Origin of the sequence: Microbacterium arborescens, assembly GCF_030369635.1 — a bacterium.
Lineage (GTDB): Bacteria > Actinomycetota > Actinomycetes > Actinomycetales > Microbacteriaceae > Microbacterium.
The window spans coordinates 599599-625720 of sequence record NZ_CP128474.1; the positions used below are offsets into that span (position 1 = coordinate 599599).

General features: G+C 71.8%; 17 protein-coding genes and 1 pseudogene. 10 read left to right on the top strand and 8 right to left on the bottom strand.

Annotated features, from left to right (window positions below):
• Positions 1 to 22: 22 nt before the first annotated feature.
• Complete coding sequence (locus QUC20_RS02755; RefSeq protein ID WP_289330876.1) at positions 23 to 1288, bottom strand: ABC transporter substrate-binding protein; 1266 nt, start codon at positions 1286 to 1288, stop codon at positions 23 to 25.
• Between the two features lie 224 nt (positions 1289 to 1512).
• Here QUC20_RS02755 and arfA point away from each other — a divergent pair, with 224 nt between their 5' ends.
• The gene (gene arfA / locus QUC20_RS02760) at positions 1513 to 3033 is read left to right on the top strand and encodes an arabinosylfuranosidase ArfA (RefSeq protein WP_289330877.1); all 1521 of its coding nucleotides are present in this window, start codon (positions 1513 to 1515) and stop codon (positions 3031 to 3033) included.
• 10 nt (positions 3034 to 3043) lie between these two features.
• On the opposite strand, the gene QUC20_RS02765 is transcribed toward arfA, so the two are convergent.
• Genes QUC20_RS02765 through QUC20_RS02780 form a run of 4 tightly spaced genes read right to left on the bottom strand, consistent with a single transcriptional unit; the run spans position 3044 to position 8895 of the window.
• Positions 3044 to 5995 (bottom strand): glycoside hydrolase family 2 TIM barrel-domain containing protein, encoded by a 2952-nt coding sequence (locus tag QUC20_RS02765; RefSeq protein ID WP_289330878.1) that lies wholly within the window; start codon positions 5993 to 5995, stop codon positions 3044 to 3046.
• Positions 5992 to 6750 carry a glucosamine-6-phosphate deaminase gene (locus QUC20_RS02770; protein WP_289330879.1) on the bottom strand — a complete coding sequence of 253 codons (759 nt, stop codon included), beginning with the start codon at positions 6748 to 6750 and terminating at the stop codon, positions 5992 to 5994. Before QUC20_RS02770 ends, QUC20_RS02765 begins: the two co-directional genes overlap by 4 nt.
• Positions 6747 to 7694, bottom strand: coding sequence for a BadF/BadG/BcrA/BcrD ATPase family protein (locus QUC20_RS02775; RefSeq protein WP_289330880.1), 948 nt, complete (start codon positions 7692 to 7694; stop codon positions 6747 to 6749). Before QUC20_RS02775 ends, QUC20_RS02770 begins: the two co-directional genes overlap by 4 nt.
• Entirely contained in the window at positions 7687 to 8895 is a 1209-nt protein-coding gene (locus tag QUC20_RS02780; protein WP_289330881.1) for an ROK family transcriptional regulator, read from the bottom strand. The genes QUC20_RS02775 and QUC20_RS02780 overlap by 8 nt, the downstream gene beginning before the upstream one ends.
• Before the next feature lie 64 nt (positions 8896 to 8959).
• On the opposite strand from QUC20_RS02780, the gene QUC20_RS02785 reads away from it, so the two are divergent.
• The 7 genes from QUC20_RS02785 to QUC20_RS02815 all read left to right on the top strand — a co-directional run bounded on the left by QUC20_RS02785 (position 8960) and on the right by QUC20_RS02815 (position 17898).
• Complete coding sequence (locus QUC20_RS02785; RefSeq protein WP_289330882.1) at positions 8960 to 9949, top strand: aldo/keto reductase; 990 nt, start codon at positions 8960 to 8962, stop codon at positions 9947 to 9949.
• The gene (locus QUC20_RS02790) at positions 9946 to 12324 is read left to right on the top strand and encodes a glycosyl hydrolase family 95 catalytic domain-containing protein (protein WP_289330883.1); all 2379 of its coding nucleotides are present in this window, start codon (positions 9946 to 9948) and stop codon (positions 12322 to 12324) included. Before QUC20_RS02785 ends, QUC20_RS02790 begins: the two co-directional genes overlap by 4 nt.
• A 194-nt stretch (positions 12325 to 12518) precedes the next feature.
• Complete coding sequence (locus tag QUC20_RS02795) at positions 12519 to 13643, top strand: Gfo/Idh/MocA family protein (protein ID WP_289331459.1); 1125 nt, start codon at positions 12519 to 12521, stop codon at positions 13641 to 13643.
• A gap of 10 nt (positions 13644 to 13653) precedes the next feature.
• Positions 13654 to 14856, top strand: a complete 1203-nt coding sequence (locus QUC20_RS02800; RefSeq protein WP_289330884.1) for a dihydrodipicolinate synthase family protein — start codon at positions 13654 to 13656, stop codon at positions 14854 to 14856.
• Positions 14853 to 15737: a sugar phosphate isomerase/epimerase family protein gene (locus QUC20_RS02805; RefSeq protein WP_120263465.1), complete on the top strand. Its 885-nt coding sequence runs from the start codon at positions 14853 to 14855 to the stop codon at positions 15735 to 15737. Before QUC20_RS02800 ends, QUC20_RS02805 begins: the two co-directional genes overlap by 4 nt.
• Positions 15738 to 15746: 9 nt before the next feature.
• Positions 15747 to 16784 (top strand): LacI family DNA-binding transcriptional regulator, encoded by a 1038-nt coding sequence (locus tag QUC20_RS02810; protein WP_289330885.1) that lies wholly within the window; start codon positions 15747 to 15749, stop codon positions 16782 to 16784.
• Position 16785: 1 nt separating this feature from the next.
• Complete coding sequence (locus QUC20_RS02815) at positions 16786 to 17898, top strand: glycerate kinase (RefSeq protein ID WP_289330886.1); 1113 nt, start codon at positions 16786 to 16788, stop codon at positions 17896 to 17898.
• 1261 nt (positions 17899 to 19159) lie between these two features.
• Here QUC20_RS02815 and QUC20_RS15965 read toward each other — a convergent pair.
• From QUC20_RS15965 to QUC20_RS02830, 3 genes and pseudogenes are all read right to left on the bottom strand, one after another.
• A pseudogene (locus QUC20_RS15965) lies at positions 19160 to 19306 on the bottom strand (LbetaH domain-containing protein); the annotation flags it as partial.
• A gap of 296 nt (positions 19307 to 19602) precedes the next feature.
• A complete protein-coding gene (locus QUC20_RS02825) occupies positions 19603 to 20718 on the bottom strand; it encodes a substrate-binding domain-containing protein (RefSeq protein ID WP_120263461.1) in 1116 nt (371 codons plus the stop codon).
• Entirely contained in the window at positions 20715 to 22598 is a 1884-nt protein-coding gene (locus QUC20_RS02830) for a heparinase II/III family protein (RefSeq protein WP_289330888.1), read from the bottom strand. The genes QUC20_RS02825 and QUC20_RS02830 overlap by 4 nt, the downstream gene beginning before the upstream one ends.
• Before the next feature lie 165 nt (positions 22599 to 22763).
• Between QUC20_RS02830 and QUC20_RS02835 the strand changes: the two genes are divergently transcribed.
• Complete coding sequence (locus QUC20_RS02835) at positions 22764 to 24782, top strand: DUF2264 domain-containing protein (RefSeq protein ID WP_289330889.1); 2019 nt, start codon at positions 22764 to 22766, stop codon at positions 24780 to 24782.
• Complete coding sequence (locus tag QUC20_RS02840) at positions 24779 to 26062, top strand: ABC transporter substrate-binding protein (RefSeq protein WP_289330890.1); 1284 nt, start codon at positions 24779 to 24781, stop codon at positions 26060 to 26062. The genes QUC20_RS02835 and QUC20_RS02840 overlap by 4 nt, the downstream gene beginning before the upstream one ends.
• The last annotated feature ends 60 nt before the right edge of the window (positions 26063 to 26122 follow it).

A 26122-nucleotide genomic window follows, 5' to 3' on the forward strand; every position in this document is an offset into this window, starting at 1 on the left:
GCGATGGGCTCCCCTGGGGAGGTCAGTTCATCTGTTCGGTGGAGATGGAGTTGATGTTCGCCACGGTCTGCTCGAGCGTCTGCTCGCCACTGAGGTACTTGACCGTCTCGTCCTTCAGCGGCTCGCTGTCGATCGCGAGGCCGGTGTAGCTGTTCTTCAGACCGTCGACGGTCTGACGAGCGGCGATCTCGGGCGACTCGGCGATCTCGCCGTTGTAGAGGTCGAACGCGTACGCGTCGTCCTGGTAGGTCACCTCGAGCCCTTCGAGGGCGGGCAGGCAGCCGGAGACCTCGCAGTATGCGCGGTAGTTCTCGGGCTGGTACATCCACTTCACGAAGTCGAGCGTCTCCTTCTCGACGCCCGTGCCGTCGTACGCGACGATCCACGAGGCGGCGCCGTAGTTGGTCGAGCGGACCGGCTGCTGGGGCAGCGGCACCGACAGCCACTCGAAGTCGGTGATGTTCGACTGGAAGTCGGCGATCTGCCAGACGCCCGACATGTAGCCCGCGACGCGACCGCTCTTGAAGGTCGCGCTGGGGTCGTCGCCAGCAGCCCAGACCGCCTTGGGCATGAACCCGTCGTCGTTGAGCTTCTTGAAGTACTCGAGGGCCTTCTCGCCCTCGGCGTCGAGGGCCCAGGTGCCGTCGCTCTGCTCGGTGACGCCCTGGCTGCCGAATTCGAACAGGAAGGCGCGCAGGCGGTGCGCGGAGCTGTCCATGACGGCGCCGAACTCGGCATCGGTCTTCTCGACGACCTCGTTCGCGCGCTGGACGTACTCGTCCCACGTCCACTGCTGGTCGAGGGATGTCGGGTACTCCACGCCGGCGGCATCCCACAGCGACTTGTTGATGAACATACCGACGCCGGTCAGTGTCGTCGGGAGGGCCTTCACTTTGCCGTCGCCCGGGTCTTCGACGCGCAGGGCCGGGATGACCTTCGCGTCTTCGGCGATGTCGGTCAGGTCGAGCATGCGCGCGGTCCAGGCGGGGTCGGCGTCGGGTGCCGCGGCGAGGGCCGGGAGGTCGTTGGCCTGCGACGCCGTGCGCAGGCGCGTGCGCAGGTCGTCGTTGGGGACCTCGACGACGTTGACCTTGACGCCGGTCTCCTCCTCGTACTTCTCGGCGAGCATCGCGTAGCCGCCGCCCTGCGCGGCATCACCCGACTGCACGAACTGGAGGACGACCTGATCGCCCTCTCCGCCGCCCTGAGACGAGCAGCCAGCGAGCGCGAGGGCGCCGATCGTTGCTCCGACGAGGACGGTGGTGCGAATGGTGCGGGAACTCTTCACTGCTTCTCCTTCACACGCGCTCTGCGGTGAGCGCTCGATCGTGTCGCGTCAGGCCGTGGTGCAATTGTCGGCATGTCATGACAATGTGGGTGAGACATACGGTAGCCCCCCGCCGCCCATCCGGCAAGCGCTTCCCGTTTCGGCGGTGTAAAAGCTGAGTGAGGGATGAATGTTACCGGTAACGTGACAGATCAACGTCCTTCGCCAACGCCGGAAAGGTCCTCATGAGCACCCACGGATCCCTCGATCCCCAAGCCGTCCTCACCGTCGTCGATCGGCGCATCTTCGGGGGCTTCGTCGAGCACCTCGGGCGCCACATCTACGACGGCATCCACGAGCCCGGTCACCCGACCGCGGGCCCCGACGGCTTCCGCCGCGACGTGGTCGATCTCGTGCGCGAACTCGGGGTCTCGACGATCCGGTATCCCGGTGGCAACTTCGTCTCGGGCTATCGCTGGGAAGACGGCGTCGGTCCACGCGAAGAGCGTCCGCGGCGCCTCGACCTCGCGTGGCACTCGACCGAGACCAACGAGGTCGGGCTCCACGAGTTCTCGGACTGGCTCGAGCTCGTCGGCAGCGACCTCATGCTCGCGGTGAACCTCGGCACGCGCGGTACCCAGGAGGCGTTGGATCTCCTCGAATACGCCAACGTCGACGCCGACACCGCTTGGACCCGGAAGCGGGCGGAGCACGGTCGCCCCGAACCCCTCGGCGTGCGGATGTGGTGCCTGGGCAACGAGATGGACGGGCCGTGGCAGCTCGGTCACCGCAACGCCGACGACTACGGCAAGCTCGCTTCCCGCACCGCCAAGGCGATGCGGATGATGCAGCCCGACCTCGAGCTGGTCGTCTGCGGCTCGTCGGGGAGCGGAATGCCGACCTTCGGGTCGTGGGAGCGCACGGTGCTCGAGCACACCTTCGAGGACGTCGACTTCATCTCCTGCCACTCCTACTACCAGGAGCGCGGCGGCGACGCCCAGGAGTTCCTCGCCTCCGGCGTCGACATGGCGCGCTTCATCGAGTCGGTCGTCGCGATCGCCGACTCGGTCGCCGCGACCAAGCGCAGCGACAAGCGCATCATGATCTCGTTCGACGAGTGGAACGTCTGGTACCTCTTCGACGAGAACGGCGAGCAGGACGACAAGCCGGAGGAGGCGGGCTGGCCCGTCGCGCCCCGTCTGCTCGAAGACCGGTACCACGCGCTGGATGCCGTCGTCTTCGGTGACCTGCTGATCACGCTGCTGCAGCACTCCGACCGGGTGCGCTCGGCGTCCCTCGCGCAGCTCGTCAACGTCATCGCACCGATCATGACGGAGCCCGGCGGGCCGGCCTGGCGCCAGACGACGTTCTTCCCGTTCTCGATCACCTCGCGCCTCACGGGCGAGCGGGTGGTGCGTGTTCCGCTCGACGGTACGACCGTGACGAGCTCGCGCTTCGGGGAGATCCCCGCGCTCAACGCCGTCGCCACGGTCGGCGAGCAGGGGACGAGCGTCTTCGTCGTCAACCGTTCCGTCGGCGAGGCGGCGACCCTCCGTCTCGATGTCTCCGCGCTGATCGCGGAGCTGGGCCGCGAGCCGCGCATCGTCGAGTCGCACCTGCTGCACGACGACGACATGTACGCCGCGAACACCCTCGACGACCCGGAGCGGGTCGGGGTCGTGCCGCTCGAGGATGCCGTCATCCGCGACGGCATCCTCGAGATCCCCCTTCCGCCCGTGAGCTGGGCCGCCCTGCTGCTGGCCTGAGCGCGACCGCTCAGGCGGGGCTGAACAACAGGCGCACGGATGCCGCGAAGGCGGGGACACGGTATCGGGGGAGCACTCCGGGGCCGCAGGTCGCCGTGCCGACACCCGACTGCGCGATGTCGATCGAGAGGTGGGTCGCCGTGGGCGCGGGCAGAAGGGATGCGTGCGTCGTGTCGGCCAGGGTGCGCCGATCCCACGGCGACACCGTGATGGCGACGCCGGCATCCGTGCTGCCGCCCTGGAGCACGCGAACCCGCACGTCTCCCGTCTCGGTGCGGATCGTCGCGTCGCGGACACCCCGTCGCGAGCCGCTCTCCTGCGGGCGGACGTGCGGGGTGACGAGGTCGGGCGCGCCCACGCGATGCCACCCGAAGTGGACGCCCGAGTCGGTGTCCGGGTAGCTCGGCCCCGGCCCGTATCCCGCGAAGTCGAGACCGACCGGCGCCCCCTCCAGGGCGAGGTCGATGCCGAGCCGTGCCCAGTCGACCTCCCACGGGCCGTGCGGCTCGATGTCCAGGTGCAGCAGCATCCCGTCCTCGACCGCGCGCCACGCCCAGACCGCGTCGATCGCCGCGTCGTACGACGGCGTGCCGTCGCGGGTCCACGCGGTGAGCGCGAGGTCATCGCGCTCCGTTCCGCGCAGACGGGTCAGCATCCGGTCCATCCGTGCGGTCGCCCAGCGCTCGGCGTAGGGCGGCAGGTCGGGCTCGTCCCAGCCCGCAGCGCGGTCGTTGTCGGTGGGCGCGCGCCAGATACCCAGGCGCGGCGGGTCGACCACGCGGGCGGTGCCGAGGACGAGCGGCCGGGCGCGTCGGTCGAAGAGGTGTGCGGCCGGCGCGACCCCGTCCTCCCGCGCCGGTGCGCCGGCGCGCACGTGCTGTCCGCGGGCGACGACGTGGCCGGGCGACGCCCATGAGGTCTCGTCGCGCAGCGCCGCTTCGAGGGTGAGGACATCGGCGACCTCCGGAGCGGCGCGGTCGTCCCGGGCTTCCGGGGGAAGCTCGACCACCACGCGTTGACGCGGGGCCGCCGCGATCTCCAGCTCGCCCTGGGCGATGACCGCCCCGTCGCGCTCGCGTCGCCAGCGCACACGCAGGTGCGACAGATCGATGTGGTCGTAGCGATTGATCACGGCGGCCGCGCGCCGGTCGGCGGCGATCTCGAACACGACCGGCGCGATGATCGCCGCATAGTCGACGAGGCCCGGGCGCAGCTCGCGGTCGGCGCTGACGAGCCCGTCGATGACGAAGTTGTGGTCGTGCACCGACTCGCCGAAGTCGCCGCCGTATCGGATGAGGCGGCGCCCGGTCTCGTCGCGAACGGCGATGCCGTGCTCGACCCACTCCCACACGAACGCTCCGGCGATGCGGGGGTACCGCTCGACGAGCTCCCAATACTCCTTCACACCGCCGGGGCTGTTGCCCATCGCGTGCCCGAACTCGCACAGGATGAACGGCAGTCCGCGCCGGCGCACTTCGTCGGCGGTCGCGTCGAATGCGGCGGGATGCAGCGCCTCCTCGCCGATCCGTCGGACTTCCTCGTGCGAGGGGTACATGCGCGAGTAGACGTCGACGTCGCGGCTGGACCAATCGCCCTCGTAGTGGATGAGCCGCGACGGATCGTGGCCGCGCACCCAATCGGCCATCGCGGTGATGTTCGAGCCGGCACCGGACTCGTTCCCCAGCGACCACAGGATGACGCTGGGGTGATTCCGGTCGCGGGTCACGGTGCGGCGGATGCGGTCGAGGAACGCCTCGCGCCACGCAGGGTCCGTGCTGGGGTTCCCACGCCACTCGACGTACTCGTACTCGTGGGTCTCGAGGTCGCACTCGTCGATGAGGTAGAGCCCGTACTCGTCCGCGAGATCGAGGAAGTCGGGGTGCGGGGGATAGTGCGAGGTTCGTACCGCGTTGATGTTGTGCTGCTTCATCAGCTCGATGTCGTGGCGGGCCAGTGCTTCGGAGTGCACCCGTCCGTGCTCCGGATCGTGCTCGTGCCGATTGACGCCCCGCAGTGTGACGGGGCGACCGTTGACGGTCAGGATGCCGTCGGCCGACGCCACGCGCCGGAATCCGACGCGCAGCGAGACGCGTTCGGCGGCGGTGCTCAGGACGACGTCGTACAGGCGCGGCGTCTCGGCGGACCACGGCGAGACCTCGCCGGCCTCGACGAGCGCGGGGGCGAGCGCGGTGTCGACGGTTCCGGGACCGGTGCCGCGGACGACCGTGTCGATGCCGAGCTCGTGGATCCGGACGCCGACGTCGCCCTCGGCGGCAACGCGCACGGCCAGCTCGCCGCGGCCCGTGGCGGGGTCGTAGTCGGCCGTGACGAAGGCGTCGTCGATGCCGCCCGACGGACGCGCGAGCAGTTCGACACTGCGGAAGATGCCCGGCAGCCACCACATGTCCTGGTTCTCGAGGTACGTCGCATCCGAGAACTTCGCCACGCGCACTCCGATGACGTTGCCGGCAGGGCGGACGATGCCCGTCACGTCGAACTCGTGCGTCAGCCGGCTTCCCCGCGTCGAGCCGAGACGCTCACCGTTGAGGAACACGTCTGCCGCCGACTCGATGCCGTCGAACCGCAGCAGGATCCGCGAGCCCGGAACGGCGGCGGCCGCCGCGAGTCCGGGGTCGAGCGAGAACGCGCGGCGGTAGTCGCCGATCGGGTTGTGGTCGGGGGGATGCGGCGGATCGATCGGGAACGGGAACTGCACGTTCGAGTAGGCGGGCAGCCCGAAACCGTTGAGGTTCCAGTGCCCCGGGACCACGAGCTCCGACCACACCCCGGCCGTTCCGTCGAGCCACGTGTCATCCGGGATGTCGAGAACCGAGGCGCTCACACGGAACTGCCACGTGCCGTCGAGAGGTTGCGCGGGAGCGTCCGATCGCAGCCGTGTCCGCGGCGGCTCCGATCCCTCGCCGGGGCCGATGCGAGCGATGTCGAAGACCGGCGCGCTCATGCGTTCACCGGCTGGACGCGGACGGTCGGCGAGAGGCGGGAGGCCGCGGTCTCGTCGAGGAAGAAGGTCACGTCGGGATGCCGCTGCAGGAACGATGCCGGGACGGCGGCGGTCACCGGACCCGCGACGGCGCGGGCGACGGCCTCCGCCTTGTGCTCGCCCGTCGCGACGAGGACGATGCGCCGCGCCGCGAGGATCGTCCCGACCCCCTGCGTGAGGGCCCGCGTGGGTACCGGCTCAGCCGGGTCGGGGAAGAACCGGCTGTTGTCGGCGATCGTCCGAGCGGTCAGATCCACGATGCGCGTCCGGGAGTCGGCGGGGGACCCGGGTTCGTTGAACCCGATGTGCCCGTTGGTCCCGATGCCGAGGATCTGCAGGTCGACGCCGCCTGCCCGTGTGATGGCACGCTCATAGGCCCCGGCCGCCGCGTCGGCATCCGCTGCCGCGCCGTCGGGTACGTGCACGCTGTCGGGGTCGAGGCGCAGCGGGGCGGTCACATCGCGGGCGATGACGGAGTGGTAGCTCTGCGGGTGCTCCGGAGCGAGGCCGGCGTACTCGTCGAGCGCGAAGGCCGTGGCCGACGACAGGTCGAGCCCGGCGCGAACGAGGATGGCGAGCGACCGGTAGAGCGGCTGGGGCGATGAGCCGGTCGCGACGCCGAGCACGAGGTCCGGGCGGTGGTCGGCCGCGGAAGCGACCGCGTGCGCGGCGGACGCGCCGGTCGCGACGGGGTCGGGGGAGACGATGATCCTCACGGGGTGCCTTTCGTTGCTGAGCGGGCGGCGAGACGGTGGGCGAGGGCGAGGGCCCCGAAAGCGGGCGCCGTGTCGAGGACCGTGACGCTCAGCGCCCCGTCGCGTGCGGCCACGGCCGCCCGCAGCCCGGCCGAGAGCGCGGGCTGAGCCGTCATCACCCCACCGGCGGCGATGACATCGTGGCCTCGGGCGCCGCGAGCGCGCACCGCCATCACGAGGTCTGCGAGATGCGCCGTTGCGCGTTCGACGACACCGCGCGCCAGTGGCGATCCTGCGCCGAGAGCTTCGAACACCCGTGGCGCCAGCCGGCCCCAGGCGTCTTCGCTCGCCGCGGCCTGGAAGCGCAGCGCCAGTTCGACGGTGTCGTGCGCGCCGAGCGCATCGAGCAACGACTGAGCGAGGGGGTCGCCGAGTGCCACGGGTCCGTCGCGGTCGACGGCGCGCAGGACGGCCAGCACCGCGCCGCGGGCGAGGCCGGGAGCGCTCGCATCATCGGCGATGAGCCAGCCGTGCCCGTCTGCGGTGATGGGCGCTCCGTCCGGCCCGGTGCCCACGACGATCGAACCGGTGCCGGCGATGACGCAGATGGCGGTGTCGCGCCGCATGGCGGGCGCGAGCAGCAGGGCGTCGTTGACGACGTCGACGAGCCCCGGGAGCCGCTCGCCCAGAAGCGTTTTCGCGCGCCGCCGCTGGCCGGCGTTGTCGACCCCGTGGGCGCCGACGACCGTCACCGCCGGAGGCGTCCCGACAGCGGACAGCACCGCATCGCTCAGCCGGTCGAAGTTCGCGACGTCGTCGAACAGCGAGCCGCGCCGCCAGCTCGGACTGGGAACGACCACGTTGACGTCGGTTCCACCGCCGGAGGCGACGATCTGCGTCTTGGTCCCGCCGACGTCGACGCCGACCACCGGGCCGGATGCGGGGAGGGGGAGAAGATCAGGCAAGGTAGAGCGCTCCGTTCACGCGATCGATCGCGAGCTGCCCGATCCCCACGACGGCGGCGCGCTCGCCGAGCTCGCCGATGAGGATGCGCGGCGGCGCGGGGATGCGCCCCGTGAGCCGCCGGTCGATCTCGTCGACGAGCACGCCGGCGCGTTCGGGCAGGGCGCCGGTGAGGATGACCTCGCCGCAGTCGAGGACCACCGCCAGAGCTGCCACCGACATCGCGATGTAGTCCAGGAGCTCGGTGGCCGGCCCCCGCGCGGCGTCGGAGCCGTCGGCGTACTCGTCGAGGATGCCGAGGGTCGATTCCCGGCGGGCCAGCGGGGAACGGGACGCCCCGAGTTCGAGGATGCGGCTCTCGAGGTCGCCGCCGGCCGCGGGGGCGCGGGTGAAACCGGATCGATCGGCGATCAGGTGTCCGATCTCGCCCGCGGCGGCCCGTGCGCCGCGGAGCAGCCGGCCGTCGGCGACGATACCCGCGCCGAGCCCGACACCGAGCACGAAGGTGGCCAGGTTCGCGCTTCCGCGCCCGGCTCCGTGCGACCATTCCCCGACCGCGACGGCGTTGGCGTCGTTCTCGACGACGGTGGGCAGGCCGGTCCGCTCGGCGATGAGGTCACGCAGCGGCACGTCGACCCAGCCGAGTTCGACGGAGTCGCCGACGTGGCCGGTGGGGGCGACGACGCCGGGGACGGCCACGCCGACCCCGTAGGCCGGGATGCCGCGCAGCGCGGCCGCCGTGCGGAGGTCGTCGACGAGTCGGAGCGTGCCGTCCAGGCGCGACGCGGGATCGAGGGCCCCGTCCGCACCGATGAGCGATCGCTCTTCGGTGTGGCGCACATCGCCGTTCAAGTCGATGAGCGCACCGCGGGCGCAGGTGTCGGTCACGTCGAGGGCGATGACGCTGCGGGTCTCGCCGGCGTACCGGTAGCGGTGGGTCGGTCGACCGATCGCGCCGCCGAGGTCGCGCTCGACCACGATGGCGCCGTCGTCGACCAAGCGCGTGCAGAGCCGGTGGACGGTCGCGGTGGCGAGGCCGGTGGCCTCGACGAGCTCGACGCGGCCCAGCGGGCCGCGGGTGCGCAGCGCATCGAGGATCGCGGTCTGATTGATCAGCGTCACGGTGCGCGTCGTGGCCGTCGCCCGGCTCGGGGCTGCCTCATCCGGCGTCATGCGTTCCTCGATCTCATGGTGTCCGACCATTGCAGAATATATCTCGCACTGATAAAAAAGCTCACGACCCCGCCCCGATGCTCCTGGAGGCACGATGACACCCGATGTGCGATCGAGGCCCGACCTCCTCTCGGCGATGGGGAGATGGGGGCTCGGCACCGGCCCGCTCGGCAACCTCTTCGCTGCGATCGATGACGACCGCGCTCGCCGGATCGTCGACGCGAGCTGGGACCGCGGCGTGCGCATGTTCGACACCGCTCCGCACTACGGCCTCGGGCTGGCGGAGCGCAGATTGGGCGACGCGCTGCGCGACCGACCGCGCGAGCAGTACGTCGTCTCGACGAAGGTGGGCCGCCTGCTCGTCCCGAATCCCGGTGGTGCCGCCCAGCGCGACCCCGGCGGGTTCGTCGTGCCCGCGAACCTCGCCCGCCGGTGGGACTTCTCCGCTCGTGGCGTGCGCGAGTCGTGGGAGCGATCGCTCGAGCGCCTGGGGCTCGATGCGGTCGACATCCTCTACCTTCACGATCCCGACGACCAGCTCGACGTCGCCGTGAACGAGGCGCTCCCCGCCCTCGTCGAGCTGCGCGAGGCCGGTCATGTCTCCGCGATCGGCATCGGGACGACGAATGCCGCTGCAGCGACGCGGGTCGTCGAGACGGGACTGGCGGATGTGGTGATGATCGCGGGCCGCTACACCCTCCTCGACCGCACGGCATCGGAGCGGCTCCTGCCCGCGGCGCTCGAGCACGGCGTCGCCGTCGTCGCCGCCGGCGTCTACAACTCCGGCATTCTGGCGACCCGGCGCCCCGGGCCGACGAGCTTCTACGATTACGCCCCCGCATCGGACGAGATCATCGCGCGCGCCACGCGACTGGCGGACGTCTGCGCCGCCCACGGCGTCGAGCTGTCCCGCGCGGCGCGGGTGTTCGCGCTGCGGCATCCCGCCGTCGTCTCCGTGGTCCTCGGCATCGGCGACCCCTCCCAGGTGCCGGGGTCGTTCGACGACGACGAGCCGCTGCCCGACGCGCTGTGGGCCGATCTCGACGCCGAGTCGCGCCGTGACCGGACCGGAGGCGGTGCGTGAGCGAGCACGTCCTGCGATACGCGGCGCCGGCACGGGAGTGGACCGACGCGCTGCCGATCGGCAACGGCTCCCTGGGGGCGATGTGCTTCGGCGACCCGGCCGAAGCGGTCTTCGTCCTCAATGAGGAGACGGCGTGGTCGGGCAGCCCCGCAAGCGAGCGGATGCCGCCGACCGTCGGCGCCGACGCGGCCGCCGCGGCCCTCGCGCGTGCCCGTGAGGCGATGCGGGACGAGCGGTTCGGCGATGCCGACGAGGCCGTCCGTCTCCTCCAGCACCGGCACACGCAGGCCTATCTGCCCGTGGCGACCCTGCGCGTGTCTGTCGCCGGCATCGGCGCGGACGCCCTGCGCGAGCATGCCGGGTACGAGCGTTCGCTCGATCTGCGCACGGCCACGCACACCGTCCGCACCGGACCCGTCGACGCGCCGTCGACGCAGCGCACCTGGATCAGCGCGCCGCACGGTGTGATGATCCACGAGATCGATACTCCCGGCCTGACCGACGTCGGACTCGCCCTCGAGACCGGTCTGCGCGAACTCGCTCGCGTCGAGAGCGATGACGCCACCACCCTGCTCTTCCGCCTGCCCTCCGACGTCGTTCCGCCCCACGACGAGTCCGACGAGCCGATCGTGTACGACGAGAGCGAGGTCGTCGAGGGGGCCGTGGTGGTGCGGGTCGTCTCCGACGCTCGCGACCCCGAGCGCCCACTGCGCGGCATCCGCACGCTCCGGCTCATCATCGCCGTCGAGACGACCTTCACCCGCATCGGCGTGTCACCGCGGGGGCGGGCGGAGGATGTGGCCGACCGCGCCGTCGCCCGTATCGAACGCGCGCTCGCCGACGGCATCGACCGTGTGCGCGCTGCGCAGCTCGGTGACCATGAGCGTCTCTACGGGCGAGTCGAGCTCGATCTCGATGCGCCGCCGCCTGATGCTCCCACCGACGTGCGGCTGCGGGCGATCGATGTCGGCGGCGACGCGGGGGAAGGAGCGGAACCCGCGCGCGACCCCGGCCTCGCCGCGCTGCTCTTCCACTACGGGCGATACCTGCTGATCTGCTCCTCACGTCCCGGAGGTCTTCCGGCGACCCTCCAGGGAATCTGGAACGGCGAGATGCGGCCGCCGTGGAGTTCGAACTACACGACCAACATCAATGTGCAGATGAACTACTGGGCGGCGCACACAACCGCCCTCGCCGAGACCGAGGAACCGCTGCTCGACCTCATCGAGGCGCTCGCCGACAACGGCCGCGAGACGGCGCGTCGCCTCTACGGGGCTCGTGGCTGGGCCGCGCACCACAACACCGACGCGTGGGCGTACACGCAGCCGGTCGGAAACGGCGTCCACGACGCGCAATGGGCCTTCTGGCCGATGGCCGGATTCTGGCTGTGCCGACACCTCGAGGAGCGGCACCGGTTCGGCGGGGGAGACGCTGCTTCGCGCCGGCGTGCGCACCGCATCATCCGGCAGGCGTCGCTGTTCGCGCTCGACTGGGTGCATCGTGCTCCTGACGGCACGTTCACGACCCTCCTGTCGACATCCCCCGAGAACGACTACCGCACCCCGGACGGGGGACGTGCCGCGGTCACCACCGGAGCCGCCCTCGACCTCGTGCTGCTCCGCGAGCACCTCGCGGCCGACCTCGCGCTCGCCGCGGAGCTCGGGCACGACGCCCCGGCGGATGCCGATGCCGGCCGCATCCGCGAGGTGCTGGACGTGCTCGCGCCGGTCCGCATCACCGCCTCGGGCAGCATCGCGGAGTGGGACGGTGACCCCGATGCCGTCGATCCGCATCATCGGCATGTCTCCCCGGTCGCGTTCGTGTATCCCGGGTCCGACGATCTCGGCGAGGAGCATCGCCGTGCCGCCTCGCGCTTCCTCGACATGCGGGGCGACGACGCGACCGGATGGTCGCTCGCCTGGAAGCTCGCGCTCCGCGCGCGGCTGCGCGAGCCCGAGCGGGTCGATGCGCTGCTGAAGCTGGTGTTCCGCGACATGACGTTGCCCCGCGACGCGGAGGTGGGCGGGCTGTACCCGTCGCTGCTGGCGGCGCACCCGCCGTTCCAGATCGACGGGAACCTCGGCTACACCGCGGCGATCGCGGAGTGCCTGCTGCAGTCGCACCGGGATGACATCGAGCTGCTGCCCGCGGTGCCGGCCTCGATCGGCGGGGGCCGGATCCGGGGCCTGCGCGCCCGGCCGGGAATCGTCGTCGACCTCGCGTGGGCGATGTCGGATACCGGCGCGCGGCTGTCATCCGCGCGCCTGACGGCGGAGACGGATGCCGCTGTCGGCAGCCGGCTCGTGCGGTGGCCCGGTGGCTCTGCGCGCGTCGAGCTCCACGCCGGCCGCCCCGTCGAGCTCGACGGCGGCTGACCCGCGCCCCTCTCCGGAGGGGCGACGCGTTGCGGCTTGCGCGCGGACCAAGCCGCCATCTACAGTATGGGAAAGCGCTTACCATCTCATCGGTGAGCGGACGAAGAAAAGGAACGCCCGTGTCAGAGACGACCACCCTCAGCCCCGCGCCGGCCACGGCGACCGCCCCGCAGGTCCGCGAGATCGGCATCATCATGAACGGCGTCTCGGGCCGGATGGGCTACCGCCAGCACCTCGTCCGCTCGATCCTCGCGATCCGAGACCAGGGCGGCATCGAACTGCCCGACGGCACGAAGGTCACGGTCAAGCCGCTCCTCGTCGGCCGCAGCGAGGCGAAGCTCGCCGACCTCGCCGCCAAGCACGGCATCGAGGACTACACGACCGACCTCGACGCAGCCCTGGCCGATCCCCGGTGGGAGATCTACGCCGACTTCCTCGTCACGAAGGCCCGCGCGACGGCGCTGCGCAAGGCGATCGCCGCCGGCAAGACCATCTACACCGAGAAGCCCACCGCCGAATCCGTCGACGAAGCGCTCGAGCTCGCCAAGCTCGCCGCGGAAGCCGGCGTCAAGACCGGCGTCGTGCACGACAAGCTCTACCTCCCGGGACTGCAGAAGCTCAAGCGCCTCATCGACTCGGGCTTCTTCGGCCGCATCCTCTCGGTGCGCGGTGAGTTCGGCTACTGGGTGTTCGAGGGCGACTGGCAGCCCGCGCAGCGGCCGAGCTGGAACTACCGCGCCGAAGACGGCGGCGGCATCATCGTCGACATGTTCCCGCACTGGAACTACGTGCTCGAGAACCTCTTCGGCGACGTCAAGACCGTCTACGCGCAGGCCGCCGTGCACATCGCCGACCGCTGGGACGAGCGAGGCGAGCACTACACCGCGACGGCAGAGGATGCCGCCTACGGCGTCTTCGAGCTCGAGGGCGGAGTGATCGCCCAGATCAACTCGTCGTGGACCGTGCGCGTCAACCGCGACGAGCTCGTCGAGTTCCACGTCGACGGCACGCACGGCTCCGCCGTCGTGGGTCTGTTCGGCGCGAAGATCCAGCCCCGCAACGCCACCCCCAAGCCGGTGTGGAACCCCGACCTCGAAGACACGCACGACTACGACGCCGACTGGCAGAACGTGCCCACCAACGACGTCTTCCTCAACGGCTTCCGTCAGCAGTGGGAGGAGTTCCTCACCTCGTACGTGACCGAGACCCCCTACGAGTTCGACCTGCTCGCCGGCGCCCGGGGCGTGCAGCTCGCCGAGGCGGGCCTGCAGTCGAGCCGCGAGGGCCGCAAGGTCGAGCTGCCGACCCTCAGCATCTGAGCGCCGCACGATGACCGATCTCACCCTCCTCGGCGCCGACGGCGCCATCACCTCCGTTCCGCTGGGCGAGGCCCCCGGCTTCGCCCGACCCAAGACCGCGCTGCGCAGTCGTGTCGCGTACGCGGCGGCCCATGTGGTCCCCGTCGTCTCGGCGGACAACACGCCTGGACAGCCGGCGCAGATCGATTGGGACGCCACCCTCGGCTTCCGCCGCGCCGTGTACTCGTGGGGGCTCGGCGTCGCCGACGCCATGGACACCGCGCAGCGGAACATGGGCCTCGACGCCGCCGCCACGCGCGAGCTCATCGCCCGCTCGGCAGAGGTCGCTCGCGAGGAGGGCGGCTCGGTCGTCGTCGGCGTCAACACCGACCACATCGATGACGAGCACATCTCGCTCGACCAGGTCATCGACGCCTACAAGAGCCAGCTGGCGTTCACCGAGGAGCAGGGCGCTGGGCCCGTGCTCATGGCGTCGCGGCACCTCGCCCGAGCGGCGTCATCGGCCGACGACTACCGCCGGGTGTACCGCGAGGTGCTCGCCGCGGCATCCGGCCCCGTCGTCCTGCACTGGCTCGGCACCGCCTTCGATCCCAGCCTCGCGGGCTACTTCGGCTCGCCCGACTGGCGCGCGGCATCCGACGTCCTCGTCGAGATCATCGGCGAGAACGCCGACAGAGTCGCGGGCGTGAAGATGAGCCTTCTCGACGCCTCGTCCGAGGTGTCGGTGCGCGAGCGCCTGCCCGAGGGCGTGCGCATGTTCACCGGCGACGACTTCAACTACGTCGGACTCATCGGCGGCGCCGACGTGCCGCAAGCGACCCAGCCCGACCGCGACCCGGCCTCGGCGCGCCAGCACTCGGACGCGCTGCTCGGCGCGTTCGCGGCCATCACGCCCGTCGCCTCCGCGGCCATCCAGGCTCTGGATTACGGCGATGCCGACCGGTATCTCGCGATTCTCGGACCGACCGAAGAGCTCAGCCGGCAGGTGTTCGCCGCGCCGACCTTCTACTACAAGACCGGCGTGGCCTTCCTGTCGTGGCTGAACGGTCACCAGGCGGCGTTCCAGATGGTCGGCGGACTGCACTCGGCGCGCAGCCTCCCGCACCTCTCGCGCATCGTCGAGCTCGCGAACGCGTCGCACGCACTCGAGCAGCCGGAGCTCGCCGCCGACCGCTGGCACGCGATGCTGCGTCTGAACGGGGTCGAGGCATGAGCGTCGACCCGCGCCTGTCGATCAACCAGGCGACGATCAAGTACGCCGATCTCGCCACCGCGCTGCGGGTCACGGCGGAGGCCGGGATCGAGGCGATCGGCCTGTGGCGCGAGCCCGTGCAGGAGGTCGGCCTCGCGACGGCGGCCGCCATGCTGACCGACTCGGGCCTGCGGTTCACCACACACTGCCGGGCGGGTTTCTTCACGATGCCGGAGGGGCCCGCCCGGCGCTCGTCGATCGACGACAACCGCGTCGCGATCGACGAGGCCGCCGCGCTCGCCGCCGCCGGGGCTCCCGGATCGACCGCGATCCTCGTGCTCGTCGCGGGTGGGCTGCCCGAGGGTTCGCGCGACATCGCGGGGGCGCGCGAGCGCGTCCGCGATGCGATCGGCGAGCTCGCTCCGCACGCGAAGGCGGCGGGGGTGACGCTGGCGATCGAGCCGCTGCATCCGATGTTCGCCTCCGACCGCTGCGTCGTCTCCACCCTCGGTCAGGCTCTCGACATCGCGGCGGACTTCGAGCCCGAGGTCGTCGGCGCCACGGTCGACACGTTCCACATCTTCTGGGACCCCGACGTCGTGTCCGCCATCGAGCGCGCCGGCCGCGAGGGGCGTATCGCGACCTACCAGGTGTGCGACTGGAAGACGCCGCTGCCCGCGGACGTGCTTCTCAGCCGTCACTACCCGGGCGACGGGGTCATCGACTTCGCGTCGCTGACCCGGGCCGTCGAGGCGACGGGATACGACCGTGATATCGAGGTCGAGATCTTCAACGCCGACATCTGGGCCGCTGATCCCGCCGTCGTCGTGCGCCGCACCGCCGAGGCATTCGGCGCCGTCGTGACGCCGCACCTCGCCGGCGCGCGCACCCCCACCCCATAGACTCGGCTCGTGGGACAGACGGGGATGTCGCCGCGTGGCTCGGCCACGCTGCACGATGTGGCGAGAGAAGCCGGGGTGTCGCTCGCGACCGCCTCACGGGCGCTGAACGGATCGACCCGCAAGGTCGCCGACGCCTATCGCGAACGCGTCGAGCAGGCCGCGGCCCGGCTCGGCTACACCGCCAACCTGTCGGCGCAGGCGACGGCCCGCGGCACCGCCGCGATCGTGGCGCTGCTGGTGGCCGACATCGCCGACCCGTACTTCGGGCAGCTCGCGGCCGGCGTCGCGCGCGGCGCCGACGAGGCCGGACTCGTCGTCACCGTCGCCATCACCGAGCGCGATCCCGCGCGTGAGCTGCGGCTCGTGCGGGCGCTGCGCGGCCAGCGTCCCCGCGGCATCATCCTCGCCGCCTCCCGCACCTCGCGCGAGATGTCGGATGAGCTGAGAACCGAGCTCGACCTCATCGCCGCGAGCGGCGGAACCGTCGTCGCGCTGGGCCCGGGCGCGCCCGGCATCCGCAGTATCGCCATCGACAACCGCGGCGGCGCCCGCGAGCTCGGGGCCGCGCTCGCCGCGCGTGGATACCGGTCGGCGATCGTGCTCGCGGCCGCCGACGGCGTCGTGACCAGCGACGACCGCCTCGCCGGTTTCACCGACGGCTTCACGAACGGTGGCGGAGCAGAGCCGCGCGTCTACCGCGGCGGCTTCAGCCGCGAGGCGGGCGCCGAGGCGATGACGGCCGCCCTCGCCGACGGCGTGAAACCGGGAACGGTCGTCTTCGGCATCAGCGACGTCGTCGCCATCGGAGCCCTCACCGCGGTGCGTGCCGCGGGACGCGAGCCCGGCGCCGACATCGCCCTCGCCGGCTTCGACGACATCCCGACCGGTCGCGACGTGACCCCGCCTCTGACGACCGTCCGGGTACCGCTCGCCGACGTCGGGTACAGCGCGTTGCAGGCCGCGGTCGACAGCGACGCCGACACGGCCGCGGCCGCGTTGCCGCTCGAGGTGCTCGTGCGCGAGAGCACCCCGCCACGGAGCGCGTGACGTGACGCGGGTCGTCGTCGCGATCGACAGCTTCAAGGGGTCCATCGCCGCCGCGGCGGCCGCCCGTGAACTCGCCGCGGGATGGGCCTCCGCCGACGCCGGCGCCGTTCTCGAACTGCGCCCGATGGCCGACGGAGGCGAGGGCACGCTCGACGCTTTCGCGACCGCGATCCCCGGGGCGCGACGGATGCCGGTGAGCGTCGTCGGTCCCGCCGGAACGAGGGTCGAAGCCTCGTGGCTGCTGCTGCCCGGGATCGCCGCCGGCCGCGGCTCGGTGGGCGTCGTCGAGCTCGCGTCGACGTCGGGCATCGAACTGCTGGGCGACCGGCGGCGGGGCCTCGACGCCGACACCACCGGGTTCGGCGAGGCGATCGCCGCCGCCCTCGACGCCGGCGTCGAGCGGCTCGTGCTCGGCATCGGATCGAGCTCGTCGACCGACGGCGGCGTCGGGATGCTGAGAGCGCTCGGCGCCCGGTTCACGGATGCCGACGGACGCGATGTCGCTCCCGGCGCCCGCGGCCTCGCCGATATCGCGCACGCCGACCTGTCGGGGCTCCGGCCTCTCCCCACGGGCGGCGTCGACGTGCTCAGCGACGTGTCGAACCCCTTGCTGGGCGCGGGCGGAGCCGCCGCGGTGTTCGGACCGCAGAAGGGCCTCGACGCGGCTCAGGTCGCCGCCGCCGATGCCGCCCTGCGCCGGCTCACCGGCCTCGTGCCCGGGGGCGGCTCGCACGCGAGCACACCGGGGGCCGGAGCCGCCGGCGGCACCGGGTTCGGGCTGCTCGCGTGGGGCGCTCGCCTGCGCCCCGGCGCTCGCGAGGTCGCAGCGCTCATCGGCCTCGCCGAGGCCATCGCCGGAGCCGATCTCGTCATCACGGGTGAAGGGTCGTTCGACGTGCAGTCCGCGGCGGGCAAGGTTCCCGCCTTCGTCGCCGAACTGGCTGGCGCAGCCGGGGTGCCGGTCGCTCTCGTCGCGGGACGGATCGCGGATGACGCCGACACCGCGACGTTCGCGTCATCCGTCTCGCTCACTGACCTCGCAGGATCCGCCGCGGCCTCGCTCGCCGAACCCGCCCGCTGGCTCCGCGCGGCGGGCGCGGCGCTCGGCCGTTGACTCGCCCGAGTGAACGGCTTCGCCGCGAGCGCACGACTTGCTCACGCAGGAAGGCCGTTCATTCGGCGCTTGGCCGTGCATTGAGTGAGTGATGCGAGGATGCCGCGGGCTCAGGCCGGTGGACGCCGCGGGGACGGTAGCCCAGGGCGTCCGAGACGCCGAGCAGGTCGGCGAGGTACCAGACGATCGCGAGCCACATCTCGGTGCCCTGCAGCCCCGGTTCCCTCTCGGCGAGCCGGAAGCTCATTCCCGCGCCCGGCTGCCAGCCTCCCAGCACCTGATCGAGGAGGCGCGTTGCGAGGTCATCGACCTCGGCACGGCGGTATCCGGCTGCCCGCGTGAGCCAGAGCGGGTGCGCGATGTCGAGCACATTGCAGGCGTCGAGTCGTGACGGGGCGAACCACCGCTCGTCGCGGGCGTGCCGCAGCACCGTGTCGATGACGGCTTCGGGATGGGGAACCGGGATGCCGTGCTGCGCGAAGGTCCCGCGCGATGCCCGGTAAAAGCCGTTGACGACGAGCAGCAGGCCGCGGTCGGCGGAAGGTCGGCCCCACATGCCGCTCGCGGCATCCGCCTGCGTCACGAGCCATCCGAAGAGGGCCTCGGCCACGCCCGGCGCGATCCGGTCGCCCCGGCGCCGGGCCCACAGCAGGGCGGTGCCGATCGCATCGACGTGGTGTCCGGCGTTCCAGGGATCGGTGTCCCAAGGGAGCGCATCGAGTCTGGCGATCAGGGACTCGGCCGTCGCTCGGGTGACGAGCCCGACGGGGTGGGCGAACGCCGACCCCAGCAGGTCGAGCGCGTACCCGACGGAGAGCACGTGATAGGCCGTGTCGCCGTCGTCCCAGCCGGCGATGTCGACCGAGCCGAGCGGGGGAACGGCGCCCGTCGCCGGATCCTGCCAGCGGCGCAGCCGCTCGACCAGCTCGGACTGATCGCTGCCCGGCGGCGTCGACCCCAGCAGCAGGTCGGCGATCTCGACGGCGTCGCCCTGCGCGCGCACCGTCGGAACCGCGCCCGGCCGGTCGGCGTACAGCCCGGAGACCGGGTCGACACAGCGGGCGAGCAGGGCGGTCGCATCGGAGCGGGCCGTTTCGGCGAACGCGGACACGCGGGCGTGCAGCCCGCTCGCCTCGGAAGGCGAGTCGACGGGCGGAACCCTCCAGCGCAGCAGACGGGCGGGGTTGCCGCCGACGATCGCACCGGCGGGCACGTCCTTCGTGACGACCGCGCCTGCCGCGAGCACCGCCGACGCCCCCACGGTGACCCCGTCGAGCACGACGACGTGCGAGCCGATCCACACGTCGTCGCCGATGCGAATGCCGCGGCTGGTGAGCGGCTGCCGGAAGACCGGTGTCCCGGGCTCCATCGAATGGTTGAATCCGAGCACCGAACTGTGCGCGCCCATCCGGACGCCGTCGCCGAAGACCACGTCGCCGCGGACGACGGTCGACGGGTTCACCGAGCAATCCGCGCCGATGCGTACGGTGCCGGTCAGGTACGCCCCCGCGGCGATATACGAGCGGTCGCCCAGAGTCAGGGTCTCGGCATCGAGCGCTGCGAGCTCGGAGACGAAGCAGCCGTCGCCGAACCTCCAGTCGGCGTGGGCCGCCACGAGAGTCGCCTGGTGCTCGCTCTGGCGCCGCCGGCTCTCACCGGAGGCGGTCGACCAGAAGTCCCAGGGCGAGTAGTCGTGGCGGTCGATCACGCCGTGCCTGCCGCGCGGGGAGCGACGGTCGACTCGCGCACCACGAGGGTGGGATTGAGCAGCACGCGCCGGGTCGGCCGGTCGGGGTCGGCCATCCGCGAGACCAGCAGCTCCACCGCGGTCTCGCCGACGCTGACGCGGGGCGGAGCGACGGCGGTGAGGGCGGGCGTGAACAGCTCGGCCACCTCGTCGTCGTAGGCGATGATCGACAGGTCTTCGGGCACCGAGATCCCGCGGTTCAGCGCGAGGTCGACGAACGCCATCGCCTCGGGATCCGAATGCACCAGAAGGGCGGTGACACCGCTTCCGAGCGCCCGGTCGAGGGTCGTGTCGACCGCTGCGGAGAACTCCGCGCTCGCCCGGTCGGGAAGCGTCGTCTCGATGTGCTGGGCGGGGGTGAGCCCGAGCTCCTCGCACGCGGCCTGCCAGCCGGCGGCGATCTTGCGCGAGGTGGGGGAGTTGCGTGAGAGCACCAGCCCGACCTTGCGGTGTCCGAGCGAGGCGAGGTGGCGGGCCGCGAGCACGGCCCCCAGGGCGTGGTCGGTCGTCACGGCCTCGACGGGCACTCCGGCGGGCTGGACGATCGCGTCGCGCTCGACGAGCACGCTCGGCGTGCCGCAGTCGGCGAGCCACTGGACGACGTCCTGTGAGTGCGGTGTGTCGGTGTTCGGCGCGACGATCAGGCCGCGGATGTCGCCGCTGGCGACGAGGCGCTCGAGCACGGGGCGCTCGTCCTGCAGCTCGTACGAAGCTCCCCGCAGATGTACTTTCAGGCCGTGACGGCGCGCGGCGGCCTCCATCCCGCGCACGACCCCGGGCCAGTAGAAGTTCAGCGAGGGGACGAGCACGGCGATCGACCCCGTGGATGCCTCGGAACCGCTGCCCGCGACCGGCGGGTGCGCGTGCTGGCCAGTGGCGGGGATGGCACCGCCGTGCACACGCTGGAGCAGCCCCTCCTGCTCCATCTGCGCGAGGTCGCGTCGGAGGGTCACGGTGGCGGCGCCGAGCTCGTCGGTCAGCTGCGAGATGCGCACGGCGCCCTCGCGCTCCATGGTCGCCAGGATGTGCGCGCGGCGCTCGGCGGCCAGCAGCGCCGGTGTGGGGTCGGTCATGGTCGCTCGTCCTCGTTCCGTTCCTGTTCTACCGTGACACGCAGCTCGGCACGACCGTCGACGTCGACGGCGAGCCGGCTGAGGCGCTCACCCCAGACGTCGGTCAGCATCGGATCGTCGAGCTCACGGACGACGAGGGTGTGCGGTGCCGCGGCGGGCCATGTGATCCGGACCGGGGTCGCTCCGTCGAGCGGTCTCACGCGAGCCCACCCGTCGCCTGTCGTCACCGAGCCCGCGAGAAGCAGGCGCACCTCGGTATCCGGTCCGGCGGCTTCCCAGCGGTCGTCGATCGTGACGTGTCCCGAGCGGTGAAGAGCAGCCCGGCGTCGCCACGAGCGTACCGACCCGGCGGGGTAGGCGCCGCCGATCTCGAGATCCAGTGCGCGCATCTCATCCGATCGGACGATGACCGGATCGGATGCCGCGAAGGCCGCGCCGTGATCTTGAGCCATCCCGGAGACACGAGGCACGCTGTGCCAGTCGCTCTGCATCGTCCAGATGTCGTACCGGTCGGGACCGAAGGTCTGCGCCGTGTACGTCGGCCGCCCGGCGTCGACGATGACGGGCACGCCGTCGGAGGCGACGATGAGAGAGCCGACGTCGTTGTGATTGTGGTTCTCGTCGTTGTGGCCGCCCTTGAGCACGACCGTGAGCCCGGCGGCGCTGCCCGCTCGTCCGCGTGCCAGCCAGACCTGCGTCGACGGCAGCCAGACCTCTGCGGGGAGAGGCCCCGGACCGGGAGCGGCGGCGAGCCAGGCGTCGTCGGTCAGAGCGCGCAGCAGGCGGCCGAGCCCGGCATCCTCGGTGGCGGGCAGATCGGGGCGTCGTTGGGCGGCGGCGTGGCGGCGCGCGTCGTCGTCACCGACCGTGCGAGCCGCTCGGTGCAGGGCGTGCCACGGCTGGTCCGCGGGGGGACGGGCGGGGCCGTCGGCCGCGTTGACGTACCAGGGCCCGCCGAGATGCGAACGATGGGGGAACGCGACCGTCTCGCGCAGCGACGTGACGGCGGGAATCGGGTCCCACGCGCCGTCGGTCGCGTAGGCGAGCACGTCGAGGGCCTCGAGCGCCCGGCACGCGCCGTTCCACCAGTACGCGTAGCCCTCGTCGATCGCGCCGTCGGCCGGCAGTGCTGCGACGTAGCGATCGAGGCCCTGCGCGACGAGGGCGACGACCGCGTCGCGTTCGGCGCCGTCATCGCAGAGCACGAGCGCGGCCACCAGCACGTTTCCGTGGATCCACGGATTCCAGTTGTGGACGTGCCCGTCGAGGCCGAGCCAGTGCCAGTCGCGGCGCCGGAGGAAGGGGGCGATGACGCGCGACCGGGCTTCGTGACGCATGCGCTGCCGCAGTCCCGGGTAGCGATCGTCGAGGCGTCGCCCGAGCACGTGGTCGATCCACGCGAGCTGCCCGACGACCTCGCCCGCACCGAGATCGAGGAAGGGATCGGTGACGGTGGCCAGCACCGACCCATGCCGCGCGAAGGTGTCGTCGTGGGCTGGCCAGCACCACGTCGACTGCTCGCACAGCAGCCAGACGCCGTCCGCCACCTCGTCGAGGTATCGGGGATCGTCGTCCGACAATGCTGCGACCACCCCCCGGCTCAGCCGCCGCTGCCGCGCGAAGACCTGCTGCTCGTAGCCGTCGCGATCGCCGTCACGATGCACGCGCGCGGCCGCGCTCGCGCGGGGCTGCGGCCAGGGTTCGTCGATGTCGGCGCGTGCGAGGTCGACGAAATGTCGCGCGATGGACGGCTGGATGCGCCGGGTCCAGCCCTCCGCGGACGGCACGGGCAGAGCATCGGCGGGCGGGCGGAGGCGGGCCGGGATGCCGCTGCACACCGCCGCGAGCGGGCCGGCGAATCCCTCGGTGTTCCACAGCACGGCTGCTCCTTCGGGCGACGGCGATGTCGCCGGTCCAACGAATGAATCGATCAGAAACGATCATAAGGAAACGAAGAAGATCTTGCAATGATCGAATCAGGTTGCTAATCTCCGAATCGGTCGGGATCAACGATGACGACCGCGAAGCCCTTCGAAGGAGAACCGGTGACGTCCGAGCACCCGAACCCGCCCCACGGCGCGACTGCGCGTGACGCCTGGCTCGCCCGCGCCGACGTTCTGCTCGACGCCGCGCTCCGCCACGCGACGCCCGGCGCGGGCCGCATCCACTTCCCGGGCGCCGAAGGCGGCTACGGTCACGCCGTCGACGGACTCGAGGGCTTCGCGCGCACGTTCCTGCTCGCCGGGTTCCGCATCGCGGGGGCGCGAGGCGAGGGAGTCGACGAACTCATCGCGCACTACTCGCGCGGCATCGTCTCGGGAGTCGATCCGGACGCGCCCGACCGGTGGGTCCGGATGGCGGAGCACGCGCAGGCCAAGGTCGAGGCAGCATCCATCGCCCTCGTCCTCGATCTGACCCGTCCCTGGATCTGGGACCGCCTCGACGCGCTCACCCGACAGCGCGTCGTCGACTACCTCGCTCCCGTCGTCGGCGACGACACCTACCCGCAGACCAACTGGGTCTGGTTCCGCATCGTCGTGCAGACCTTCCTGCGCTCGGTCGGCGGCCCCTGGTCGCCCGACGACATCGCCGCCGACCTCGCCCGTCACGACTCGTTCGTGCGCGAGGGCGGCTGGCTCTCCGACGGTGCCGAGCGTTCGTACGACCACTACGTGGGCTGGGCGCTGCACGTCTATCCGATCCTGTGGGCGCGGATGGCAGGGGCCGCCGACCTCGCCGAGGGCCGGACGGACGCCGACGTCGCCCGACTCGACGCGTTTCTCCACGACGCCCTCGCTCTCGTCGGCGGCGACGGCTCGCCCCTGATCCAGGGCCGCAGCCTCATCTACCGCTTCGCCGCCGCGGCGCCGTTCTGGGCCGGCGTCATCGCGGATGTGCCCTCGCACACCCCGGGCCGCCTCCGCCACGCTGCCGACCGCATCGTGACCCACTTCGCCGAACACGGCGCCCCCGACGCCGACGGCATCCTCACCATGGGATGGCACGGCCCCTGGCGGGGCCTCGCCCAGTCGTACTCGGGTCCCGGCTCGCCCTACTGGGCGGTCAAGGGCTTCCTCGGGCTGCTGCTCCCCGCCGACCACCCGGTGTGGACCGCTCCGGCCGAGCCGCTGCCGACCGACGAGGGCGACGTCCTGCGAGCGATCGCCTCGCCCGGCTGGATCGTCGCGGGCACCGCCGGCGACGGCATCGTCCGTGTCGTCAACCACGGCACCGACCACGCGTTCCCGGACGCCCGCACGACCGACTCGCCGCTCTACGCGCGCTTGGGCTACTCGACCGCCACCTCGCCGATCGTCGACGACCGGGGCTGGCTCGAGCCCCTCGAACAGTCGGTCGCCCTCGTCGACTCCGACGGACGCGCGACGCACCGCACGGCGATGACCCTGCGGGATGTGCGCGTGCAGGACGACGCGGACGGACGCGTCGGCATCGCGGCATCGCGCTGGGACGCGCACCTCGTCGACCCCGCGCCCGCGGTGCACCGTCACGGATCCGGGCTGGCCGGAGAGGCCACGTCCGTCGGCACCATCACGACCACCTCGATCGTCCGCGGGTCGTCGGAGGTGCGCATCGTCGTCGTCGACGCGCTCGCGCCGGGGCAGGATGCCGCGTCGCTGCGGCTCCGCCTGGGCGGCTGGCCGCTCTCGGGCGACGAGGTCGTCGGCGGCACCGACGACACCGGAGCCTGGGTGTCGTCGCGGGACCGCAGCAGCGGCATCCGAGCACTGTTCCCCGCGGGCGTCGCCGGGCTCGTGTCCCGTGCGCACGCCGATCCGCTCGGCGTCCGCACGCTCGTGCCCGTCAGCGAGCACGAGGTGCGCGTCGGCGAGCCCGTCGTCGCCCTGCTCGATCTCGCCGGCGGCGAGCACGCCGCGCCGCACGCGACCGTCGCCATCGACGGCGCCACGGTCACGGTCACCTGGCCCGACAGGGCCCGCACCGTGAGCCGACTCACCGACCCCGAATCGCCTGCCCCGGCGCTTCGGCACCACGAGGTCCGACGTGGGACCTCGCACGCAATCGCAAAGGAGCAGCACGCATGAAGCGCAAGTTCGCAGCCGCGGCGGGAATGGCGGTCGTCGCCACCCTGTCGCTCGCCGCCTGCGGCGGGGGATCCGAGCCCGCCCAGACCGCCGACGGCCCCGTCACCCTGACCCTCTCGGGATGGAGCCTCGACACCACGCCCGAGTTCCAGGTGCTCGCCGACGCCTTCCACGAGAAGAACCCCGACGTCACGGTCGAGCTCAAGCAGTACGACGCGGCCGAGTACAACACGCTGGTCACCGCCGACCTCGCGGCCGGTGTCGGACCCGACATCATCACCCAGAAAGAGGTGAAGTTCGTCACGACGTTCCAGGAGGGCGGCCAGCTCATGGACGTCTCCGACGTCGAGCTGCCCGACGGCGTCGGCGGCGCCTCGTCGTACGAGGTCGACGGAACCGCCTACGGCGTGCCCTACCGTCAGGACCGCTGGGTGCTGTTCTACAACAAGGCGCTCTTCGACGCGGCGGGCCAGGAGTACCCCGACGGCTCGTGGACCTGGGGGGACTACGACGCCGCCGCCGAGGCGATCAACACCGCGGGCGTCGCGAAGGGCGCCTACCAGCACCGCTGGCAGTCGACCGTGCAGGGCTTCGCCTCGGCGCAGGAAGACACCGACGTGCTCTCGGGCGACTACGGCTACTTCGCCGACTACTACGACCGGGTGCTCGCGCTCCAGGACGCCGGCGCTCAGGTCGACTTCAACACCTCGACGGCCAACCAGCTCACCTACCAGGGCGAGTTCGGCACGCAGAAGGCCGCGATGCTGCCGATGGGCACGTGGTACGTCGCGACCCTGATCTCGCAGCAGGCCTCGGGCGAGGCGAACGACTTCGAGTGGGGCATCGCCCCGATCCCGCAGCTCGACGCGTCGACGACGGGCATGGACAACACGCCGGTGACGTTCGGCGATCCGACCGGCTTCTCGATCAACGCCAACATCGACGGCGCCAAGGTGCAGGCGGCGAAGGACTTCCTCGCTTACGCCGCGAGCCTGGAAGCCGCCGAGGAGCTGGCGAAGATCGGCATCACGCCGGCCGCGTCGAACGACGCCGTCACCGAGGCGTACTTCGCCGTCGAGGGTGCGCCGACCGACGAGCTGTCGAAGTTCGCCTGGTCGACCGGTGACGTCCACCCCGAGAACCCGACGTCGAACAAGACGGCGGCGATCCAGAACATCCTCAACGACATGCACAGCGCGATCCTGTCGGGCTCGACCCCGGTCGAGCAGGCCATCACCGAGGCCGAGGACCGTGTCGCCAACGAGGTCGGTCTCGACTGATCCCGTGTGCCGTCGCCTGACCGACGGCACCCCGCGGCCGGCGCGGCACCCCCGCGCCGG